The following is a 16,828-nucleotide window of genomic DNA, read 5'->3' as shown; positions in this document are numbered from 1 at the left end:
TTTTTCTAGTCTGTGAGGGTGCGATACGTGGCTTCGGGTCGGTATCGCATTTTCTTCAATGCAGCTAAAGGAACAGCCACATGGGTACGAACAGTTCAAGCGTGGAGTCGATTTCAGCTCGTCGCCAAGGTGAATCGGGATGAATCATCTGGCGCAATTGCGTATGCAACTGGAGCGGAGTTTTTCGCCGTTGGCCTGTGAGTGCGCGCTCACCGGGGATAATTCGTTGACGGTGAAGCTATATCATCCGGCGACGGGGCAGGTGGATCTGGTGGTCAGCGGGTTGAGCATGGCGAATCTCAGGACGCCGGAGGCGTTGACGGCGTTGATTGAAGAGTTGCGATACGAGCTTGAGAACATTGGTCTGCATCGGTCCAGTGCGATGTAGGCGCTGGCCAGTAATTCGTGTCTCACGGATGTACTGTAGGAGCGAGGCTTGCCCGCGAAGACGGCCTTATAGCCTATAAATTTCCCGCTGATGTACGCGGTTCAAACGGTGGGAGCGAGCCTGCTCGCGATAGCTATTTGTCAGGCAATCGGGATTTTTGATGGTGTGCATATCCATTCCTGCGATAACGGCCAGTCTATCCGCTGTTTTTCTGGCATTGGCGGGTGGCTGGGCTATAAGGAATGCGAGGTATTTCTTTTCTGTGACGGGGCCGCAGGTAGGCGGTGTGGTTTTTGTGTCGCGGAAAATGTCGATTACTTACCGCGGGTCAACCTATGAACAGTCTTGGGATACGTATTTTTTCGCCACTGTCGCTCGTACTCTGCGCGGCGATTCTGGGTGGATGTGCCAGTCCGCCACCTCCACCACCCGCTGCGCCGCCACCGCCACCGGTTCGTACCTGTCAGACCTCCGAAAACACCGATGTGCAGGGTGATATGAGGGCAGAAGGGCAGGTGACGCGGACCACGACCCTGACCCGTTGCGTCACTCAGTAAGTTTGCTCGGTTAATGGCGTTTACCGCCAGTGGCCCTCTGCGACTGGCGGGTGTCGCCCGAGCGGCGTTTCAGACTTCCTCGATCCTGACCCAACGCGATTCGTGGGCCGCCAAACGAATCGCTGTCGCCAGGCGTTCGACTTCCCATGCCTGCTCGAAATCTGTCCCGTCCTGACCGAGGCCGGCCAGCGCCATCACCAACTCATGCACTTCCAGAGTCTTGAGTTCGTTGTAACCCAACTGATGCCCCGGTGCCGGGCTGAAAGCGGCATAATCCGGTAAATCCGGCCCTGCCAATAGCCGTTGAAAACCGCCTTGCCCTGCGCGAAACATCCGCAGTTCATTCAAGCGCTCCTGATCGAACGCCAGGGTGCCCCGGGTGCCGCTGATTTCAAAACTCAGATGATTCTTGTAACCGTGTTTGAGCCAGCTGCTGCTGAACGTCCCGCGCGCGCCGTTGGCGAACCGCAGCAACGCGTGGACCTGATCGTCAACCGCGACCTCGCGTCGTTCCTGGCCACCTAACGTCACGGGGCGTTGCGCATGCACGGTCTGAGTGTCCGCGCACACCGCCTCGATATCGCCAAGCAGATGACGAGCCATGGCCAGCAAGTGACTGCCCAGGTCCGCCAAGGCACCGCCGGCGTAATCGGCGTCACAGCGCCAGGACCAGGGTGAAACGGGATCGGCCATGAAGTCTTCGCTGAATTCGCCCTGGAAACTGATGATCTGTCCCAACGCTCCGCTTTGAATCAAATCCCGAGCGAGGCCGATGATCGGATTGTGCTGGTAGTTGTAGCCGACCCGCGTCACCACGCCCGCAGCTTTAGCGGCCAGACGCATGGCGCTGGCCTGTTCGAGGTTCACCGCCAGCGGTTTTTCGCAGTACACCGGCTTGCCGGCGGCGAGGGCGGCCATGGCCATGGGGTAGTGCAGATGATTGGGGGTGGTGATGGCGATCAGATTGACCTTGGGGTCGTTGATCAGCTGTTGCCAGTCACTGTGAGCGGCATCGAAGCCCCACGCGTCGGCGCAATGTCGGGCTCGCTGCGGATCGGCGTCGGCGAGGGCGGCGAGTTTGAGCTTCAGCGGCAATTCAAAAACGGCGCTGACGTTGCGAAAGGCCAAGGCGTGGGCGCGGCCCATGAAACCTGTGCCGATAAGTCCGATACCGAGTTCGCGCATAGCCGGGGTCCTTTGGGTTTTTATTTTCAGGAGGGCTATTTATGGAATAAATATTCCCAATATGCAAATGGTAGAATAAATATTCTTATATTGGGTCCGGCACTGCCTGTGCAAACACCAATCTCGCTGTAGGAGCTGGTGTGCTCACGTGAGAAACAAAAAAGGCAGCCATTTGGCCAATGCCAGTCAGTTAAGGCGCGGAACCTGTGGGAGCGGGCTTGCTCGCGAAAGCGGTGTATCAGGCAACATCAATGTTGACTGTGCCGCCGTCTTCGCGAGCAAGCCCGCTCCCACATGGATTGCGCCTTAACTGACTGACATTGAGCCATTTGGCTGCCTTCGGTTTACTCGCAGAACTCAATCAGGACAGGAACCCACCATCCACATTCAACGAAACCCCAGTCGTGTAGCTCGACGCATCACTGGCCAGGTACAACACCGCACCGGCCATTTCACTCGGGTCCGCTACACGCTTGAGCGGAATCTGCTGCAGCGCGGTTTTCAGGATGGCGTCGTTCTTTACCAGCGCCGAAGCGAACTTGGTGTCGGTCAGACCCGGTAGCAGGGCGTTGCAACGGATGCCGAATTGCGCGCATTCCTTGGCGAAGACTTTGGTCATGTTGATCACCGCCGCCTTGGTCACTGAGTAGATGCCCTGGAAGATCCCCGGCGAAATACCATTGATTGAGGCGACGTTGATGATGCTGCCGCCGCCGTGTTCGCGCATCAGCTTGCCGGCTTCCACCGACATGAAGAAGTAGCCGCGAATGTTCACGTCGACGGTTTTCTGGAAGGCGCTCAGGTCGGTGTCCAGTACGTTGCAGAACTGCGGGTTGGTCGCCGCGTTGTTGACCAGAATGTCCAGGCGCCCGAACTGTTCGCGGATGCCGGCGAAGACTTGGGTGATCTGCTCCATCTCACCGATGTGGCAGGCGACTGCCGTGGCCTTGCCGCCAGCGGCGATGATCGCGTCGGCGACGTGCTGGCAGCCGTCGAGTTTGCGGCTCGAAACGATGACGTGGGCACCTTGCTGCGCCAGCAGTTTGGCGATGGCTTCACCAATGCCGCGGCTGGCGCCGGAGACGAAAGCGATCTTGCCGTCGAGGTCGAACAACTGAGTCTTGGACATGATTTTTCCTTGTTATGGGCGCGATCAGAGGCTGGATTTATCAATGACTTGCAGGCTCATCTGCTCCAGCAGTTTGTTCATGTGAATGAACTGCGCGAAGCGTTTGTCCTGGGTCTGACCATGGAAGAAGCGGTAGTAGATCTGCTGCACGATGCCGGCCAGGCGGAACAGGCCGTAGGTGTAGTAGAAGTCGAAATTGTCGATCTGGATGCCCGCGCGTTCGGCGTAGTAATCGACGAATTCACGGCGGGTCAGCATGCCGGGAGCGTGGCTCGGCTGACGCCGCATCAATTGCACCGGCGCCGGGTCGTCGGCTTCGATCCAGTAGGCGAGGGTGTTGCCCAGGTCCATCAGCGGGTCGCCGAGGGTGGTCAGTTCCCAGTCCAGCACGCCGATGATCTGCATCGGATTCTCGGGGTCGAGGATCACGTTGTCGAAGCGGTAATCGTTGTGGACGATGCTCGACGTCGGGTGATCGGCCGGCATCTTGTCATTGAGCCAGGCCTTCACTGCTTCCCACTTCGGTGCATCCGGTGTCAGGGCTTTTTCGTAGCGCTCGCTCCAGCCTTTGATTTGCCGTGCCACATAGCCTTCGGGTTTTCCGAGGTCGCCCAGGCCATAGGCCTTGTAGTCGACCCGGTGCAGTTCCACGAACTTGTCGATGAAGCTCTTGCACAGGGTTTCGGTCTTCGCTGAATCAAGGCCTAGTTCCGGTGGCAGTTCGGAGCGCAGGATGATCCCCTTGACTCGTTCCATCACATAAAACTCGGCGCCGATTACTGACTCGTCGGTGCAGTGCACATAGGCTTTGGGGCAATAGGGAAAGCCGTCCCGCAGCTGATTGAGAATGCGAAATTCGCGGCCCATGTCGTGGGCGGACTTGGCCTTGTGGCCGAACGGTGGCCGACGCAGGACGAATTCCTGTTCGGGGTATTCCAGCAGGTAAGTCAGGTTCGACGCACCGCCCGGAAACTGGCTGATTTTCGGTAAGCCGCTCAGGCCCGGAATGTGCGCCTTGAGGTATGGATCGATCAGGCTGGCATCGAGTTCTTCGCCGGAGCGGATACGGGTGGACTGGTCAGTAAGCGCCATGCTTATCCCTTCTGCTTATTTTGGAGGCCAGACATCATTGGCTAATCTAATGGTGCGCCGGGGTGGCCACAAGCGCGGCACGGTCTTATAGGTTAGCGTGTTGCCGGATAATCAGCGTTCCTGATGTGCGCGAACGGGCTCGGCGGACTATGGTTTCAGGGGAGCGTCGCTTCCAGGAAGGAGATTCGACATGGGCTGTCCGCAAGTTTGCGCCACCGCGACTCTGCAATGCAGTTTTGGCGCAGCGCCAGCGGTACTCAACGTGCTGCCGGTGAACCGCACAATGACCGGGGGCATGCCGGCGGCGAACATCATGGATCACATTCCGCTGGTCAACATCATGCCGTTCGGCACGTGCATGAGCATGGCCAACCCGATGGTCGCGGCCGCCACTGCCGCAGCGCTTGGCGTATTGACGCCGATGCCCTGCATTCCGGCCACCGCCACCCCGTGGATCCCCGGCGGCGCGCCGACCCTGCTGCTGGGCGGCATGCCGGCCATCGATGCCAACAGCACGCTGATGTGCAATTGGGCAGGGGTGATAAAAATCGTGATGCCGGGGCAAATGCAGATGCTCATTCCCTGACCGCACACGATCAAACTGTGGGAGCGGGCTTGCTCGCGAAGACGGCGTGTCAGGCAACATCGATGTTGAATGTGCCGGCCTCTTCGCGAGCAAGCCCGCTCCCACATTTGGATGTCAGTCGTACACAAAACTGTGTTCAACCGAAATCCCCTGTGGGAGCGAGCCTGCTCGCGATGTGGCCATAACAGTCACCACAACAGGCTCAGGCCTCGGCGGGATCACTCCAGCGCCTGAACCACCAGCGCACCCTCGAAATCGGCTTGCCCTCGGCATCCAGCGGTCGCCCATCGCTGGCAAAACCCTGTTCCGGTTCCAGTAACAGACCATTGAGATATCGAGCCTCGACGGCGGGTTTGCCGTTGGGATGAAAGCGCTGATACCGCCCCTCGCGCACACCATCGCGGTAGAACTCCGCCTCCGCCAGTTGCCCGTCGGGAAAGTAATTGAACGCCTCGCCATGCAGCAGCCCTCGGCGGTAAGTCGCCTTGCGCTGCAGCCAGCCTTGCGGCGCATAGAAACTCGCGACCCCCTGCAGCTTGTCACGAGCAAACGGCAGCTGCGCCGAGACCTTGCCATTGGGGTGGTAAAGCAGGGTAGTGCCTTGTAGCTCGCCCTGGCTGTACTGCAAATCGGCCTGCGCGCGACCGTCATCCTTGATGTGCAGTGCACCGTCGAGCTGGCCATCGAGCAAGCGACCTTTGAGCTGTTTATCGTTCTGCTGCAAGTCCAGCGGCGTGATGGCCATGGGTTCTCCTTGTCAGTTGACCTGCACCAGACCACCCTTGATGGTCAGCATGCCGCCACCGTCCACGGTCTGCGAAGCGGCGCCTTTGTTGGTCAGGCTGATCCCGGCATCGTTGGTCATGGTCGTGCCGGCCTTGTTCTCCAACGAGGTCCCCGCCTGATTGCTCAGGGACGTACCGGCCTTCTGGCTGATCGAGGTGCTGGCCTGGGCTGCCAGATCAGCGCCACTCTTGATCGCAAAACTGCCGCCGCTTTGCAGGGTCAGGGTACCGGTCACCTTGATGGTCAAATTGCCGTCCACCGTCAGGCTGTAATCGCCGGTGACCTTGTGCGTGTAGTTGCCACCGGTGCTGTGGGTCTGGTCCGCGCCCACGGTCACCGTGCGACTGTCCTTCACATCGAGAGTGTCACTGCCCGTCTGGATGGTCACGCTGCGTTTGCCTTTCTCCAGGGTCACGGTCTCGTCGCCTTCCTTCACCGTGCGCGTACGGGCGTTCTGTACGGTCAGGGTTTCGTCATGACCGACGGTGGCGGTGGTGTCGTTGAGCACGTTGATCTTCAGATCTTTTTGCGCCTGGAGAAACACTTCTTCGGCGTCCTTCTTGTCCTCGAATCGCAGCTCGTTGAAACCGCCACCGCCCTTGGACGATTGGGTCTTGATCCCGGACTGGGTCTGATTCGCTGGCAGCGCATAAGGCAGGGCGTTGTCACCGTTGTAGACGCAACCCGTCACCAGCGGTCGATCGGGATCGCCATCGATAAACGTCACGATCACTTCCTGGCCGATCCGTGGCACGAACTGCATGCCAAAACCTTTGCCGCTCCAGGGCAACACCACCCGCACCCAGCAGGAACTGGCTTCGTCGTTCTTGCCGTCGCGATCCCACGGGAACTGCAACTTGATCCGGCCGTATTCGTCGGTCCAGATTTCTTCGCCGGACTTGCCGACGACGATTGCCGTTTGCGTGTGCATGCGTGGCTTGGGTGTGATTCGCGTCGGACGGTAAGGCGTGGCCTTGGGGATGGCTTCGAAGCGATTACGATAACTGTCATGGCTGGCTTCGTGAGTCACCGCCGTCACCACCCAATCGATATTCAACGTCGAATCATCGTGCCCTGCGAGAGTGAACCAGTGCCCCGGCACCAGCCAGCGGCAGTCGCTTTCACCGACAAAACGCTTCTCCTGACTGCGCAATCCATCGACACGCTGCTTGGTCAGCGCATCGCCGCGCGCTTTGGCGTTGTAGCTACCGGGGTGCTCGTACATCGACCGTGGCCCGGCGACGGCTTCGGCCTGGCTGTAGAGCGAGGTGGTCGGGGTGGTGAACTCGTAATCCGTCGCCTGATACACCCCTGCCACCGCCTGTACGCAGACCTGGCCGGAGCGAATGCCGTGCAGTTCGCGCTCGCCCAACTGCTGGCCGAGATAGTTCACCTTGGGTCCATTGGGGATTGGCACAAACGCATCATTGCTGTCACCCAGTACCAGCGTGTGTTTGCCGTCCTCGTGGGTGAAAAACCAGAAAATCCCTTCCTCTTCCAGCAACCGTGAAACGAAGGCGAAATCGGTTTCGCCGTACTGCACGCAGTATTCGCGCGGGGTATAGCTGCCGCTGAGCTTCAGCAGGAAATCGGTAAAACCATGAGCCTTGAAAATCGTGGTGACGATGTCAGAGGTGCTGAGGTTCTGGAACACGCGGTTGTTGCTGGCCAGGGTCAGCCACCAGAGCCATGGCCGTAGTACAAGCTGATAGCGCTCGGCGGTGGCGTCGGCCGGGAGTTGGCGGATTTCGGCGACCAATGCATCCATCGGGCGGGTCAGGGCGTCGTTGTGCAGGGTGGTGGTGAGGTGGGTGGCGATGGCGGTGGTCAGGGTTAATGAGGTGCCGTCATTGAGGCCATTCAAGGTCTGCCTGCCGAGGCCGTTGAGGGTTTCCTCGCCGGAAACGGACTCAGGATAAAGTGCCGCTAACGATGAGGCGGTCAGGGAAAGGCTGGTAGTTGTATCGATGGAACGGGGCATTAGAATCTGTTCATATGTTTATTTGAGCCCAGGCGGGATAATGGTCGCCTTTACTTGAGCTATATAATCCGCAAGAGTTAACGGCTCCTGCGGCAAAGTTATATAGCCAGAATCCATCCAGAGCGCCCCCGCCGAAGTGCGAACTACCCGGTATGGCCCATGCCCCAATAGCAGATCTTCCCGCAGCTTGATTGAAGTCTCCTCCCACAATGACGGGATTGGCACCTACCAGCGCGATAATTCGACCCATAAGATTTCCTGCTATCAGGTCCCAGTCATTTCCTGTCGGCGACCATGCATGAATGGTACATAAATAAAGCGTCGCTCCCCCACGGGCAATGGTTGTATACAGGACTCCTCGACTCACTCCGTCCGGGTGAACGATGATATTCGATGCCGTTGCACCCAATCCCTGGCGAGTAAGTACGCTGGTAGCGCCCTGGTAGCCGCCATGCCAGCGCGATCGTGTACCGCCATACAAAATCCCGGGCCTGCTGGAAGTTCCTGTGCGTCCCTGAAAGTCGTAGGTATATCCTTGAACGTCCCCCGACTCGGCCGACTCTTGTAAAAAAATAACGTCGGCGCCGTCGGTGAGCAGTTTTTCTACATGCACTTCAACAGCATTACTACCTTGCGTATTCCATGTCACACAAGTAAGCATGTAATAACTCCTTTCGCCCATCTGAATGGCTTAATTAGGTCGCTTCACCTACTGAAAAATTTGTCTTGATCAATTTTTGCATCAATATCTTTATCTCGCTCAGCAAGTTCTCTGGTTGGGAGGTGATTGTATGGGTGGCTGCGGATATTTTTGCTTTCTTGCCTTCTTCTTTCATCAGGCTTTTTGACGATGTTTTAACATCAAGCTCTTCGTCTTCGTCAACTTCAAGCTGGTAATAGATCGAGCCATTGTTTTTTCCTCCTACCAACGTGATATGGAAATAAGTCCACATCCCTGAGTCATTGGGGACAATGGATATATGAGCCCTGTTCTGACCGATCTTGAGACCGTCAAGCACTAGCATCCCGGAGCGGGTACTAGTCACCAGCCCTGTACCGCCAACTGCGCCAATTACCTCCACGTCCTCGCCGTAGATTTTTCCGGTGTTGATGATCGAGTTCACCATGGGCGTCCAGGGATCTTGTGTGGAAATACTTGCCGCCGTGAGTGTGGATTGCGCATAAGTCATGATTTTCGTCACTCCTGTAAAAGAAAAAGTATTCAAATGCCCCGCTTTCATGATCACCGGACAACCGGATGAGGACATTTACTCCAACACCCACTCCGCCAACTTCCCCGTCACCTGTGTCATCAACACATTCTCGACATCCCGTGCCCCGGCAGCACTGCACTTGGCCAACACCGCCTGCACTATCCCGGCATCAAACTCAAACTGTTTCCCGGTCGCGGCCTTATACCGTCCACGCAATTTCTCCAGTTTCGCCAACACAATCCCTTCCAGCGTCGCCTCATCCAGCGGCCGATACGCCACCACCGTCATACGCGCCAGAAACGCTGGCCGAAACGTTTTCAGCAGCACCTTGTGCAGCGCTTCGTTGAAGGCATCGGTGCCCAGTTGCGCGACCGGTGTATCGAGCAGCAATTCAGCGCCAAAGTTGCTGGTGGCGAGCATCACGGTGTTTTTGAAGTCCACCACCAGGCCAGTGCCGTCTTCCATCACGCCTTTGTCGAAGACGTTGTAAAAGGCTTCAAGCACATCCGGGTGGGCCTTTTCGATTTCGTCGAGCAGCACCACCGAATAAGGTTTTCGCCGCACCGCTTCGGTGAGTACGCCACCGCTGCCGTAACCGACGTAGCCGGGCGGGGCGCCTTTGAGTTGGCTGACGGTGTGGGCTTCCTGGTATTCCGAGAGGTTGATACTGATGAGGTTGCGTTCGCCGCCGTAGAGCGCGTCGGCCAACGCATAAGCGGTTTCGGTTTTGCCCACGCCCGTGGGGCCGACCAGCAGGAATACGCCGACTGGTTTTTGCGGGTCGGTGAGGCCGGCGCGGTAGGCTTGCAGGCGTTGGGCGATGGTGTTCAGCGCGGGGCTTTGGCCCATGACCCGTTGGCCCATGCGCTGGCCGAGGGTGCGTACGGCGTGGGCTTCGTCGGCGAGCATTTTGCCCACCGGAATTCCGGTCCAGCCGGCGATGACGGCGGCCACGGTTTTTGCGTCGACCTGTTCCGGCACCAGCGGATCGTCCTGGCGAATGGCGTCCAGACCGGCCTCGAGTCGTACCAGTTCAGCAGCCAGATGATCGATACGGCTGTCGGTGGCTTCGTCCGGTTTGTCGTTGTCGGCGCGCTCGCTCAAGGCGAGTAACTCGCGGCGGGTTTCCAGCAGTTCGCGCACGGCGATCCGTTCTTCGTTCCAGCGGATTTCCAGGTCGCGAATGGACTGCACATTACTGACGGATTCGGTTTCCAGCAGGGTGATGCGTTCACGATGATCGAGCCCGGTGGCTTGTTCGCGACGCAGGCGTTCGACTTCATCCTTGAGGCTGTTCTGGCGATGGCGCAGGCTTTCCAGCGGTGGCGGCACGTCGTGCTGGCCGAGGGCGACCCGGGCGCAGGCGGTGTCGAGCACGCTGATGGCTTTGTCCGGCAACTGACGTCCGGAGATGTAGCGGTGGGACAGTTTCACCGCTTCGTGAATCGCCGCGTCCAGCACCTGCACGCCGTGGTGCTGTTCCAGTTTCGCGGCCACCCCACGGAGCATTTCCACGGCGGTGGTTTCGTCCGGTTCCTCGACTTGCACCAACTGAAAACGGCGGGCGAGGGCCGGGTCTTTCTCGAAGTATTTTTTGTACTCAAGCCAGGTCGTGGCGGCCAGGGTGCGCAACTCGCCACGGGCCAGCGCGGGTTTGAGCAGGTTGGCCGCGTCGCTGCCGCCTTCCGCGCCGCCAGCGCCAATCAGGGTGTGGGCTTCGTCGATGAATAGAATGATCGGTTTGTCGGCGTTGCGCACCGCGTCAATTACACCTTTGAGCCGCTGTTCGAACTCGCCTTTGACCCCGGCGCCGGCCTGCAACAAACCGAGGTCGAGCACCCGCAGACTGACTTCCTGCAACGACGGCGGTACATCGCCAGCAGCAATGCGCAGGGCCAGGCCTTCGACCACTGCCGTCTTGCCCACGCCCGGTGCGCCGACCAGGATCGGATTGTTCTGCCGACGCCTGAGCAGGATGTCGATGCACTGGCGAATCTCGCCGTCGCGCCCGACGATGGGGTCGATGCGCCCGGCGTGGGCGTCGGCGGTCAGGTCCTGGGTGAACTGATCGAGCACCGAATCCTGTTTCGGCTGCGGCTTGCCGGCATTGACAGGCCGCGTGCCGCCGACGTGTTCGCGAGAGTTTTCGGTCCACTCCAGCAGGTTGCTGTGCAAGGCTTCCCGCGGAATTTTCAACAGCGACGAGGCGCTATTGAGCAGCAGGCTGCGGCGTTCATCGCGGTCGAGCAAGGCCAGCAGCAGCAAGCCGGAACGGATGCTGTCGAGACCGAGCACACTGGCCTGAACCACCGCGTCTTCGAGCAGCCCGATGGTTTGCGCCGAGAGCGCCGGGGTGCGGGTGCTGCCGGATTTGAACAGTTCCAGGGCCTTGTTGATTTCCGCCGTCAGGGCATCGCGCTCCAGGCCGAAGCGCGGCAGCAGCCAGGCGAAGTCACCGCCCTCGATGTCCAGCAACTCAAGCAGCAGGTGCTCGATTTCGACGTAATGATGACCCCGTTGCAGGCAGCGTTGCGCGGCCCGTTCGAGGGCGCGGCGGTTGTCCGGGTTGAGGCGTCCGATCAGGCTGGCCAGTTCCATGTTCAGGTGATCTCCAGCTGACGAAGGCGGGTTTCGATCTGCTGCACGGCAAGGCTGGTCTGGCGTTGCAGGCCACCGTTCCAACTGAGCAAGGGCGGGGCCTGGCGACCGAGTTTTATCGGGTTGGCACCGCGCACCAACAACACCAGCGTGCAATCCAGATCGGGGCCGAAATACAACGCGCTGAGGCTGGCCAGTGCCGGATGGGATTCGCCGTCCGGAAGAAACCGCGCCGCCTGCGCCGAGGTCAGCGGGCCGAGGGTCAGGCGGATGCCGGCATGTTCATCCCAGACCCGGGTGCCGGCCACGGCGCTACGGCCCAGTTGCAGGTTGCGGCCGCCCGGTTGCAGGCGACTGCGACTGGCGGGTGGGATTTCCCGCCAGGCACCTTCATAGGCACTGAGTGCGACCGGCAGTTCGAAGTGCTCGCGCACGATCGCGGCGAAGCCGGCGAGGGAGCGACGACCGTCGGCAAACAGCGCGCTGCATGCCAGTACGGCGGAATCGGGAACGGCCTGACGTTCCTGCAAGGCTTTGGGCAACAACCCGGTCAGCGCCCGCAGTTGCGCCTGCACCGGGGACGCGCCGGGGGCCGTAAAACCGACGGCAATCCGGTGTTTGCGCATCACCTTGTACAGCAAGCTGAGCAAGCGATGCTGGAACAGGTCGAGGAATTCGGCCGGCGCATGATCCTTGACGCGAGCCCTCTGTTGCAGCCATTCCTGATAGGCGTAGGGCAGGGGGCCGTCGGGCCCGCCGAGGCCAAACACCGGGGTACTGAGCGTCGGTTGCTGACCGGGTTCCTGGGTCAGGCTTTCGATTTCGCTGGCGGAAAAAAGCGCCGTCAACGGCCCGCGCAGGCGCAGGGCTTCCGCTTGAGGCGCGGTGCCGCTGCCCAGGGATTCGGCTTGCGGGTGTTCACGCTCCAGCAGCAGCAACGCCTGCAATAACTCGAACGCCTGCGGGTCGCGCCGCAGCTTCTGGCTCAGGCTCAGAGGGAAAGCGGCATGCCGGCTTGGGGTTGCCATGTCTTGACCTCCTTGTCTGACTGGACCAGGACCGTGCGCACAAAGCGATTGGCCGTGGCATAGAGTGAAAAGAACTGCGCCAGCACCGCTGAAAACAACACGGCGCTGCTGCCGACGAAATGCTGCGGATCGAGTTGCAGCTGAACCTCCAGCCCATTGCGCCAGCCGCGCCACGCATCTTCGCCGACATGGGCGATCACTCGTTCGCAGCCAAGACTTATCAAACCTTCGATCTGCCGCAGGGCGCTGGCCTCGTCACGCAGGTTGTGCAACTGAAGGATTTCCTTGAGGGCATCCAGCGCCTGCGGCCCCTCGACCAGTGACAAATGATTGAGGGTCAATTGCGACACCAGCCGCCAACGGGACTCACCGTCCAGGCGCGGCAAACTCTGCGGGCTGGGTGGATTGCGCAGGCGTGCCCAGGCCACTGGCCCCGGTCGTTCGAAACCCAGTGGTGTCCCGGCCGGAAGGCTCTGGGCCAGGTGTCGGTTGGTGCACAGCAGTTCGGCGGTGAGGCTGTATTCGGTGGTCTCGGACAATGGGTCGAGCCGGGTGTCCACCAGGCTCACCATCAGGTCGGTGCCCAGACGATTCGGGGTCATGCCGCTGACCCGTCGCGCGTGCCAGTAGCATTGCTTTTCACCGCCGATATGCTGGCTGCCGTAATAGGCGGGAACGCGCAGCACACCCTGACTGGAACTGGCGCGCATCGCCCGGATGCTGTGGATCTCGACGCTGTTTTCCCGATGACTGTCGGCCACCAGGCGGTACTCGCTGCGGGTGCCGTCCGGGCGCAGGGGCTCCGAGGTTCGCGGAAACAGGTTGATCACCGGCGCACAGCCCAAGGCGAAGTCGCTGGCTTGAAGGTGCAGACGGCTGGCCGGGGCGCGGTCAAAGACGATGTACAGGTACAGCGTCTGGCTGTCGCTGGTGGCACCGGCCAACGGGATATCGAAGAAATTGAATTTGTCCGGGAAGGCAAAGTACTCGGCGAGCAGGCGCATGCCCGGATGCACGCCGTCCTCGTCCGGCAACAGCACCTCGTCGCTGGCAAAACCGACAATGTCTGGCAGCCCGGCCAGCACTTTCGGCACGCTGCCGATGGGGCCGGCCAGCACCTTCACGGCGTGGGCGCCGAGCAGGTCATACAGGCAGGCATTGATCACCGGGGAGGCGGCCAGGTGCACGCGCAACTGTTTGATCGCCAACTCCGACCACTGGCTTTCGCCGAGGCAACGCAGGCTCAGGCGCAGGGCCGAGCGCGCTTGCGCCACACCGGTCAGGGCCTGCGCTTCGTCGCTGCCCAGCAACAGCGCTTCATTGATTTCCAGCGGCCACAAGCGAACCGCGGCGCTGGTGCGAAAATGGATGCTTTCGCCTTTGCTGGTGGTGACGAACAGCGGCGTGTCTCGTGGCAGCGGGTAACCGCCGGCGAGGTTGCCCTTGCTCGGGTCCGGCTCGAACTGCACGATCGCGCAGGACGGTAATGGCCGCATCGCCAGCGGGTAAAGCTGTTCGAGCAAGGCGTCGCTGAATTCGGCGTAGTCGTCATCGAGCCGCCGTTGCAAGCGCGCCGCGAGCAAGGCGAAACCTTCGAGCAGGCGTTCGACATGCGGGTCGGGGCATTCACCGGGGGACAATTCCAGGCGTCTGGCGACCTTGGGATAACGCTCGGCAAAAAGGCTCCCGGCGTGCCGCAGCCAGGTCAGTTCGCGCTGGTAGTAATCGAGCAGTTGCGGGTCAATCGAGTCGCTCATGACGCACCTCAAGGCCATCGCCGGCCTTCTCGATGACAAATGCCACGGGCCAGTGCTGCTGGCCGCTGCGCAACTCGCCCAGCAGCCGAATGCTCAGTTGCTGCGGATGGCCGGGGACCGGATTGACCTGAACCTCGCCCAGTTGCAGGCGCGGTTCGAAGTGGGTGATGGCCACGCGGACTTCCCGTGCCAACTGACGACGGTCATCGCTGCGCTGCTGTTGCAAGGCGGTCCAGTCAGCGATGCCGTAGTCGAGAATGCTCGGCGGGGAGGTCAGTGGACGTTGGGCGCGTCGGGTATTGAACAGGCGCAGCAACTCCGTGTGCACCGAGTCGAGCAGCCCCTGGCGATCGAACACCTGCACGGTGTCGACCTCGCTTGCGGCGAGGCGCTCGAACAACGGTGGGAGAATACCGGTGCCTGCCATGGCCGACGCGTCCGCTTACTTGGCTTTGATGAGCTTGTTGGCGGCCATGTCCCAGGTCGAGGCGGCCGTGCCCTCCTTGGTGCCGTCGTCTTTCTGGGCGGTGAGCTCCCACTTGATCTTGGTGAAGTTCAGTGACAGGGTTTCCACCGGTTTGCCACCGGTACCGCCACTGACGCTGACGTTGGACAGCACGACGTTGGTCAGGGTGTAGATGATGAACGGCATCAGCTGACCGCTGCCTTCGGCGGCGTTGCGGCCGATGGTGATTTTGGCTTCCGGGATCGGTTTGCCGGCGCAGCAATACTCGTTGAGAGAGGGTGTCGAGCTGTCGACGAATTTGGTCAGGGTGAACTCGCCGATGTGCGGCTTGCCGGAGGTCCGCTCCGAGTTGCTGACGTCGTTGGTCACCTGCATCGCCACGTTGTGGCTGTAGGACATGACTTCGATTTTGTCCTTGTAACCCTCGAGCAGGCTATCGCCTTTGATGTCGCCGCCGAGGTCGAGAATGATTGCATCCATCGCATGAAACTCCTGAAAGTAATCGTGCTAGATAAGCAGGGGGAATCCCGCCGGGTTGGCCGGCGGGAGGCAGGTCAGGCGGCTACCGGTGGCGGCAGGGTCGCGACCAGGCGGATCGATGCGGTCAGCTCTTCGAGCTGGAAGTGCGGCCGCAGGAATACCGTGGCCTTGTAGGCACCCGGTTTGCCGGCGACCTCGGTCACATCCACCCGGGCTTCACGCAACGGGTACTGCGCCTTGATCTCTTGCGGCGCGTTGTCGTTGATCAGCACGTAGTCGGCGATCCAGTTGTTGAGGTAGGTCTGCACGTTGTCGCGGGTCATGAAGCTGCCGACCTTGTCGCGCATGATCACCTTCAGGTAGTGGGCGAAGCGCGAGGCCGCGAGCACGTACGGCAACATCGCCGAGATCCGCGCGTTGGCGTTCGCCTCATTGGTGTTGTAGAGCTTGGACTTGTTGGTGGTCTGGCCGCCGAAGAACACCGCCACATCGCTATTTTTTTTGTGACACAGGGCGATGAAACCGAGGTCATTGAGCTCTTTCTCGCGACGGTCGGTGATCGCCACTTCGGTCGGGCATTTGAGCGACAGATCACCAGAGGTGGTGCGGAAGGTATGGGCCGGCAGGCCTTCCACCGCACCACCACCTTCGGCGCCGCGAATCGCCGCGCACCAGCCGTACTTGGCGAAGGCTTCGGTGATTCGTTGCGACAAGGCCCACGCAGCATTGCCCCACAGGTATTTGCCGTGGTCGCTGCCATTGACGTCTTCGACGTAGTTGATGCCTTCCACCGGCGACGTGTCAGGGCCATAAGGCAGACGCAGCAGGAAGTGCGGCAGCACCAGCGACACGTAGCGCGAGTCTTCGCTTTCGCGGAACGAGCGCCACTTGATCAGCTCCTGGCTCTCGAAGACTTTCGACAGGTCACGGGGCACGGCCAGTTCGGTGAAGCTGTTCATGTCGAACAGCCGGGGGCTGGCGGCAGCAATGAACGGCGCGTGAGCGGCCGCGGCGACGTTCGAGAGTTTCTCCAGCAGGCCGATGTCTTGCGGGTGCCGGCCGAAGGTGTAGTCACCCACCAGCAGGCTGAACGGGTGGCCGCCGAAGGTGCCGTATTCTTCTTCGTAGATCTTCTTGAACAGCGCGCTCTGGTCGAACTCGACGGCTTTTTCCAGATCGTTCTGCAGTTCTTTCTGGGTCACGTTGAGCAGACGCAGTTTCAGTCGGGAACTGGTCTCGGTGTTTTTCACCAGCAGGTGCAGGCCGCGCCAGGAGGCTTCGAGTTTTTGCAGGTCCGGGTGGTGCAACACTTCGTTGAGTTGAGCGCTGATCAGCTCGTCGATCTGGCTGATGCGGTCGTTGATCATCGCCACGGTGTCCTTGTCGATGGCCATGCCTTCGTCGAGTACCTGGGTGGCGAATTCCGCGAGCATGTCGCGGGCGTAATCCTGCTGGCTGTCGTCATGGGCCATGCGGCCTTTGGCGATGATTTCATCGAGCAGAGACAAGGTCTGGGCGGTACTGTCGCTGGCTTGGCTCTGGGCGGCGGATGAGGCGGGCATGGCAAATTCTCCCTAAGTG

The 16,828-nt window shown here is 60.3% G+C and carries 15 protein-coding genes; 2 read left to right on the top strand and 13 right to left on the bottom strand.

Features of this window, described 5'->3' with window-relative positions; all coding sequences use genetic code 11:
- The first annotated feature begins 139 nt into the window (after nucleotides 1–139).
- Nucleotides 140–388, top strand: a complete 249-nt coding sequence (locus ACIPLA_RS05635) for a DUF1652 domain-containing protein (RefSeq protein ID WP_218396338.1) — start codon at nucleotides 140–142, stop codon at nucleotides 386–388.
- A gap of 626 nt (nucleotides 389–1,014) precedes the next feature.
- Here the strand turns inward: ACIPLA_RS05635 and ACIPLA_RS05630 are convergent.
- The 3 genes from ACIPLA_RS05630 to ACIPLA_RS05620 all read right to left on the bottom strand — a co-directional run bounded on the left by ACIPLA_RS05630 (nucleotide 1,015) and on the right by ACIPLA_RS05620 (nucleotide 4,351).
- Entirely contained in the window at nucleotides 1,015–2,130 is a 1,116-nt protein-coding gene (locus ACIPLA_RS05630; protein WP_401172176.1) for a Gfo/Idh/MocA family protein, read from the bottom strand.
- A gap of 361 nt (nucleotides 2,131–2,491) precedes the next feature.
- A complete protein-coding gene (locus ACIPLA_RS05625; RefSeq protein WP_008009686.1) occupies nucleotides 2,492–3,259 on the bottom strand; it encodes an SDR family oxidoreductase in 768 nt (255 codons plus the stop codon).
- Between the two features lie 24 nt (nucleotides 3,260–3,283).
- Entirely contained in the window at nucleotides 3,284–4,351 is a 1,068-nt protein-coding gene (locus ACIPLA_RS05620) for a phosphotransferase family protein (RefSeq protein ID WP_218396334.1), read from the bottom strand.
- 190 nt (nucleotides 4,352–4,541) lie between these two features.
- Between ACIPLA_RS05620 and ACIPLA_RS05615 the strand changes: the two genes are divergently transcribed.
- The gene (locus ACIPLA_RS05615) at nucleotides 4,542–4,937 is read left to right on the top strand and encodes a DUF4280 domain-containing protein (protein WP_218396331.1); all 396 of its coding nucleotides are present in this window, start codon (nucleotides 4,542–4,544) and stop codon (nucleotides 4,935–4,937) included.
- Between the two features lie 202 nt (nucleotides 4,938–5,139).
- Here ACIPLA_RS05615 and ACIPLA_RS05610 read toward each other — a convergent pair whose 3' ends face one another.
- The 10 genes from ACIPLA_RS05610 to tssC all read right to left on the bottom strand — a co-directional run bounded on the left by ACIPLA_RS05610 (nucleotide 5,140) and on the right by tssC (nucleotide 16,809).
- Complete coding sequence (locus ACIPLA_RS05610) at nucleotides 5,140–5,682, bottom strand: toxin-antitoxin system YwqK family antitoxin (protein WP_218396328.1); 543 nt, start codon at nucleotides 5,680–5,682, stop codon at nucleotides 5,140–5,142.
- A 12-nt stretch (nucleotides 5,683–5,694) separates the two neighbouring features.
- Entirely contained in the window at nucleotides 5,695–7,704 is a 2,010-nt protein-coding gene (gene tssI, locus ACIPLA_RS05605) for a type VI secretion system tip protein TssI/VgrG (protein WP_401172170.1), read from the bottom strand.
- Nucleotides 7,705–7,714: 10 nt separating this feature from the next.
- On the bottom strand, nucleotides 7,715–8,365 hold the full coding sequence (locus tag ACIPLA_RS05600; protein ID WP_218396322.1) for an endonuclease/exonuclease/phosphatase family protein: 651 nt from the start codon (nucleotides 8,363–8,365) through the stop codon (nucleotides 7,715–7,717).
- A 34-nt stretch (nucleotides 8,366–8,399) separates the two neighbouring features.
- Nucleotides 8,400–8,894, bottom strand: a complete 495-nt coding sequence (locus tag ACIPLA_RS05595) for a hypothetical protein (RefSeq protein ID WP_218396319.1) — start codon at nucleotides 8,892–8,894, stop codon at nucleotides 8,400–8,402.
- A gap of 78 nt (nucleotides 8,895–8,972) precedes the next feature.
- Nucleotides 8,973–11,516 carry a type VI secretion system ATPase TssH gene (gene tssH / locus ACIPLA_RS05590; protein ID WP_401172165.1) on the bottom strand — a complete coding sequence of 848 codons (2,544 nt, stop codon included), beginning with the start codon at nucleotides 11,514–11,516 and terminating at the stop codon, nucleotides 8,973–8,975.
- A gap of 2 nt (nucleotides 11,517–11,518) precedes the next feature.
- Entirely contained in the window at nucleotides 11,519–12,544 is a 1,026-nt protein-coding gene (gene tssG, locus ACIPLA_RS05585) for a type VI secretion system baseplate subunit TssG (RefSeq protein WP_401172162.1), read from the bottom strand.
- The gene (tssF, locus tag ACIPLA_RS05580) at nucleotides 12,508–14,301 is read right to left on the bottom strand and encodes a type VI secretion system baseplate subunit TssF (RefSeq protein WP_218396313.1); all 1,794 of its coding nucleotides are present in this window, start codon (nucleotides 14,299–14,301) and stop codon (nucleotides 12,508–12,510) included. The genes tssG and tssF overlap by 37 nt, the downstream gene beginning before the upstream one ends.
- The gene (tssE, locus tag ACIPLA_RS05575) at nucleotides 14,285–14,728 is read right to left on the bottom strand and encodes a type VI secretion system baseplate subunit TssE (protein ID WP_401172158.1); all 444 of its coding nucleotides are present in this window, start codon (nucleotides 14,726–14,728) and stop codon (nucleotides 14,285–14,287) included. Before tssE ends, tssF begins: the two co-directional genes overlap by 17 nt.
- 15 nt (nucleotides 14,729–14,743) lie before the next feature.
- A complete protein-coding gene (locus ACIPLA_RS05570) occupies nucleotides 14,744–15,247 on the bottom strand; it encodes an Hcp family type VI secretion system effector (RefSeq protein ID WP_038984147.1) in 504 nt (167 codons plus the stop codon).
- Nucleotides 15,248–15,321: 74 nt separating this feature from the next.
- Nucleotides 15,322–16,809, bottom strand: coding sequence for a type VI secretion system contractile sheath large subunit (gene tssC, locus ACIPLA_RS05565; protein ID WP_008067879.1), 1,488 nt, complete (start codon nucleotides 16,807–16,809; stop codon nucleotides 15,322–15,324).
- Nucleotides 16,810–16,828: the final 19 nt, after the last annotated feature.

Origin of the sequence: Pseudomonas sp. NPDC086112 (assembly GCF_044746425.1) — a bacterium.
Taxonomy (GTDB): Bacteria; Pseudomonadota; Gammaproteobacteria; order Pseudomonadales; family Pseudomonadaceae; genus Aquipseudomonas.
Note: the sequence above shows the minus strand (reverse complement) of the source record. Positions and strands in the feature narration are given on the sequence as shown.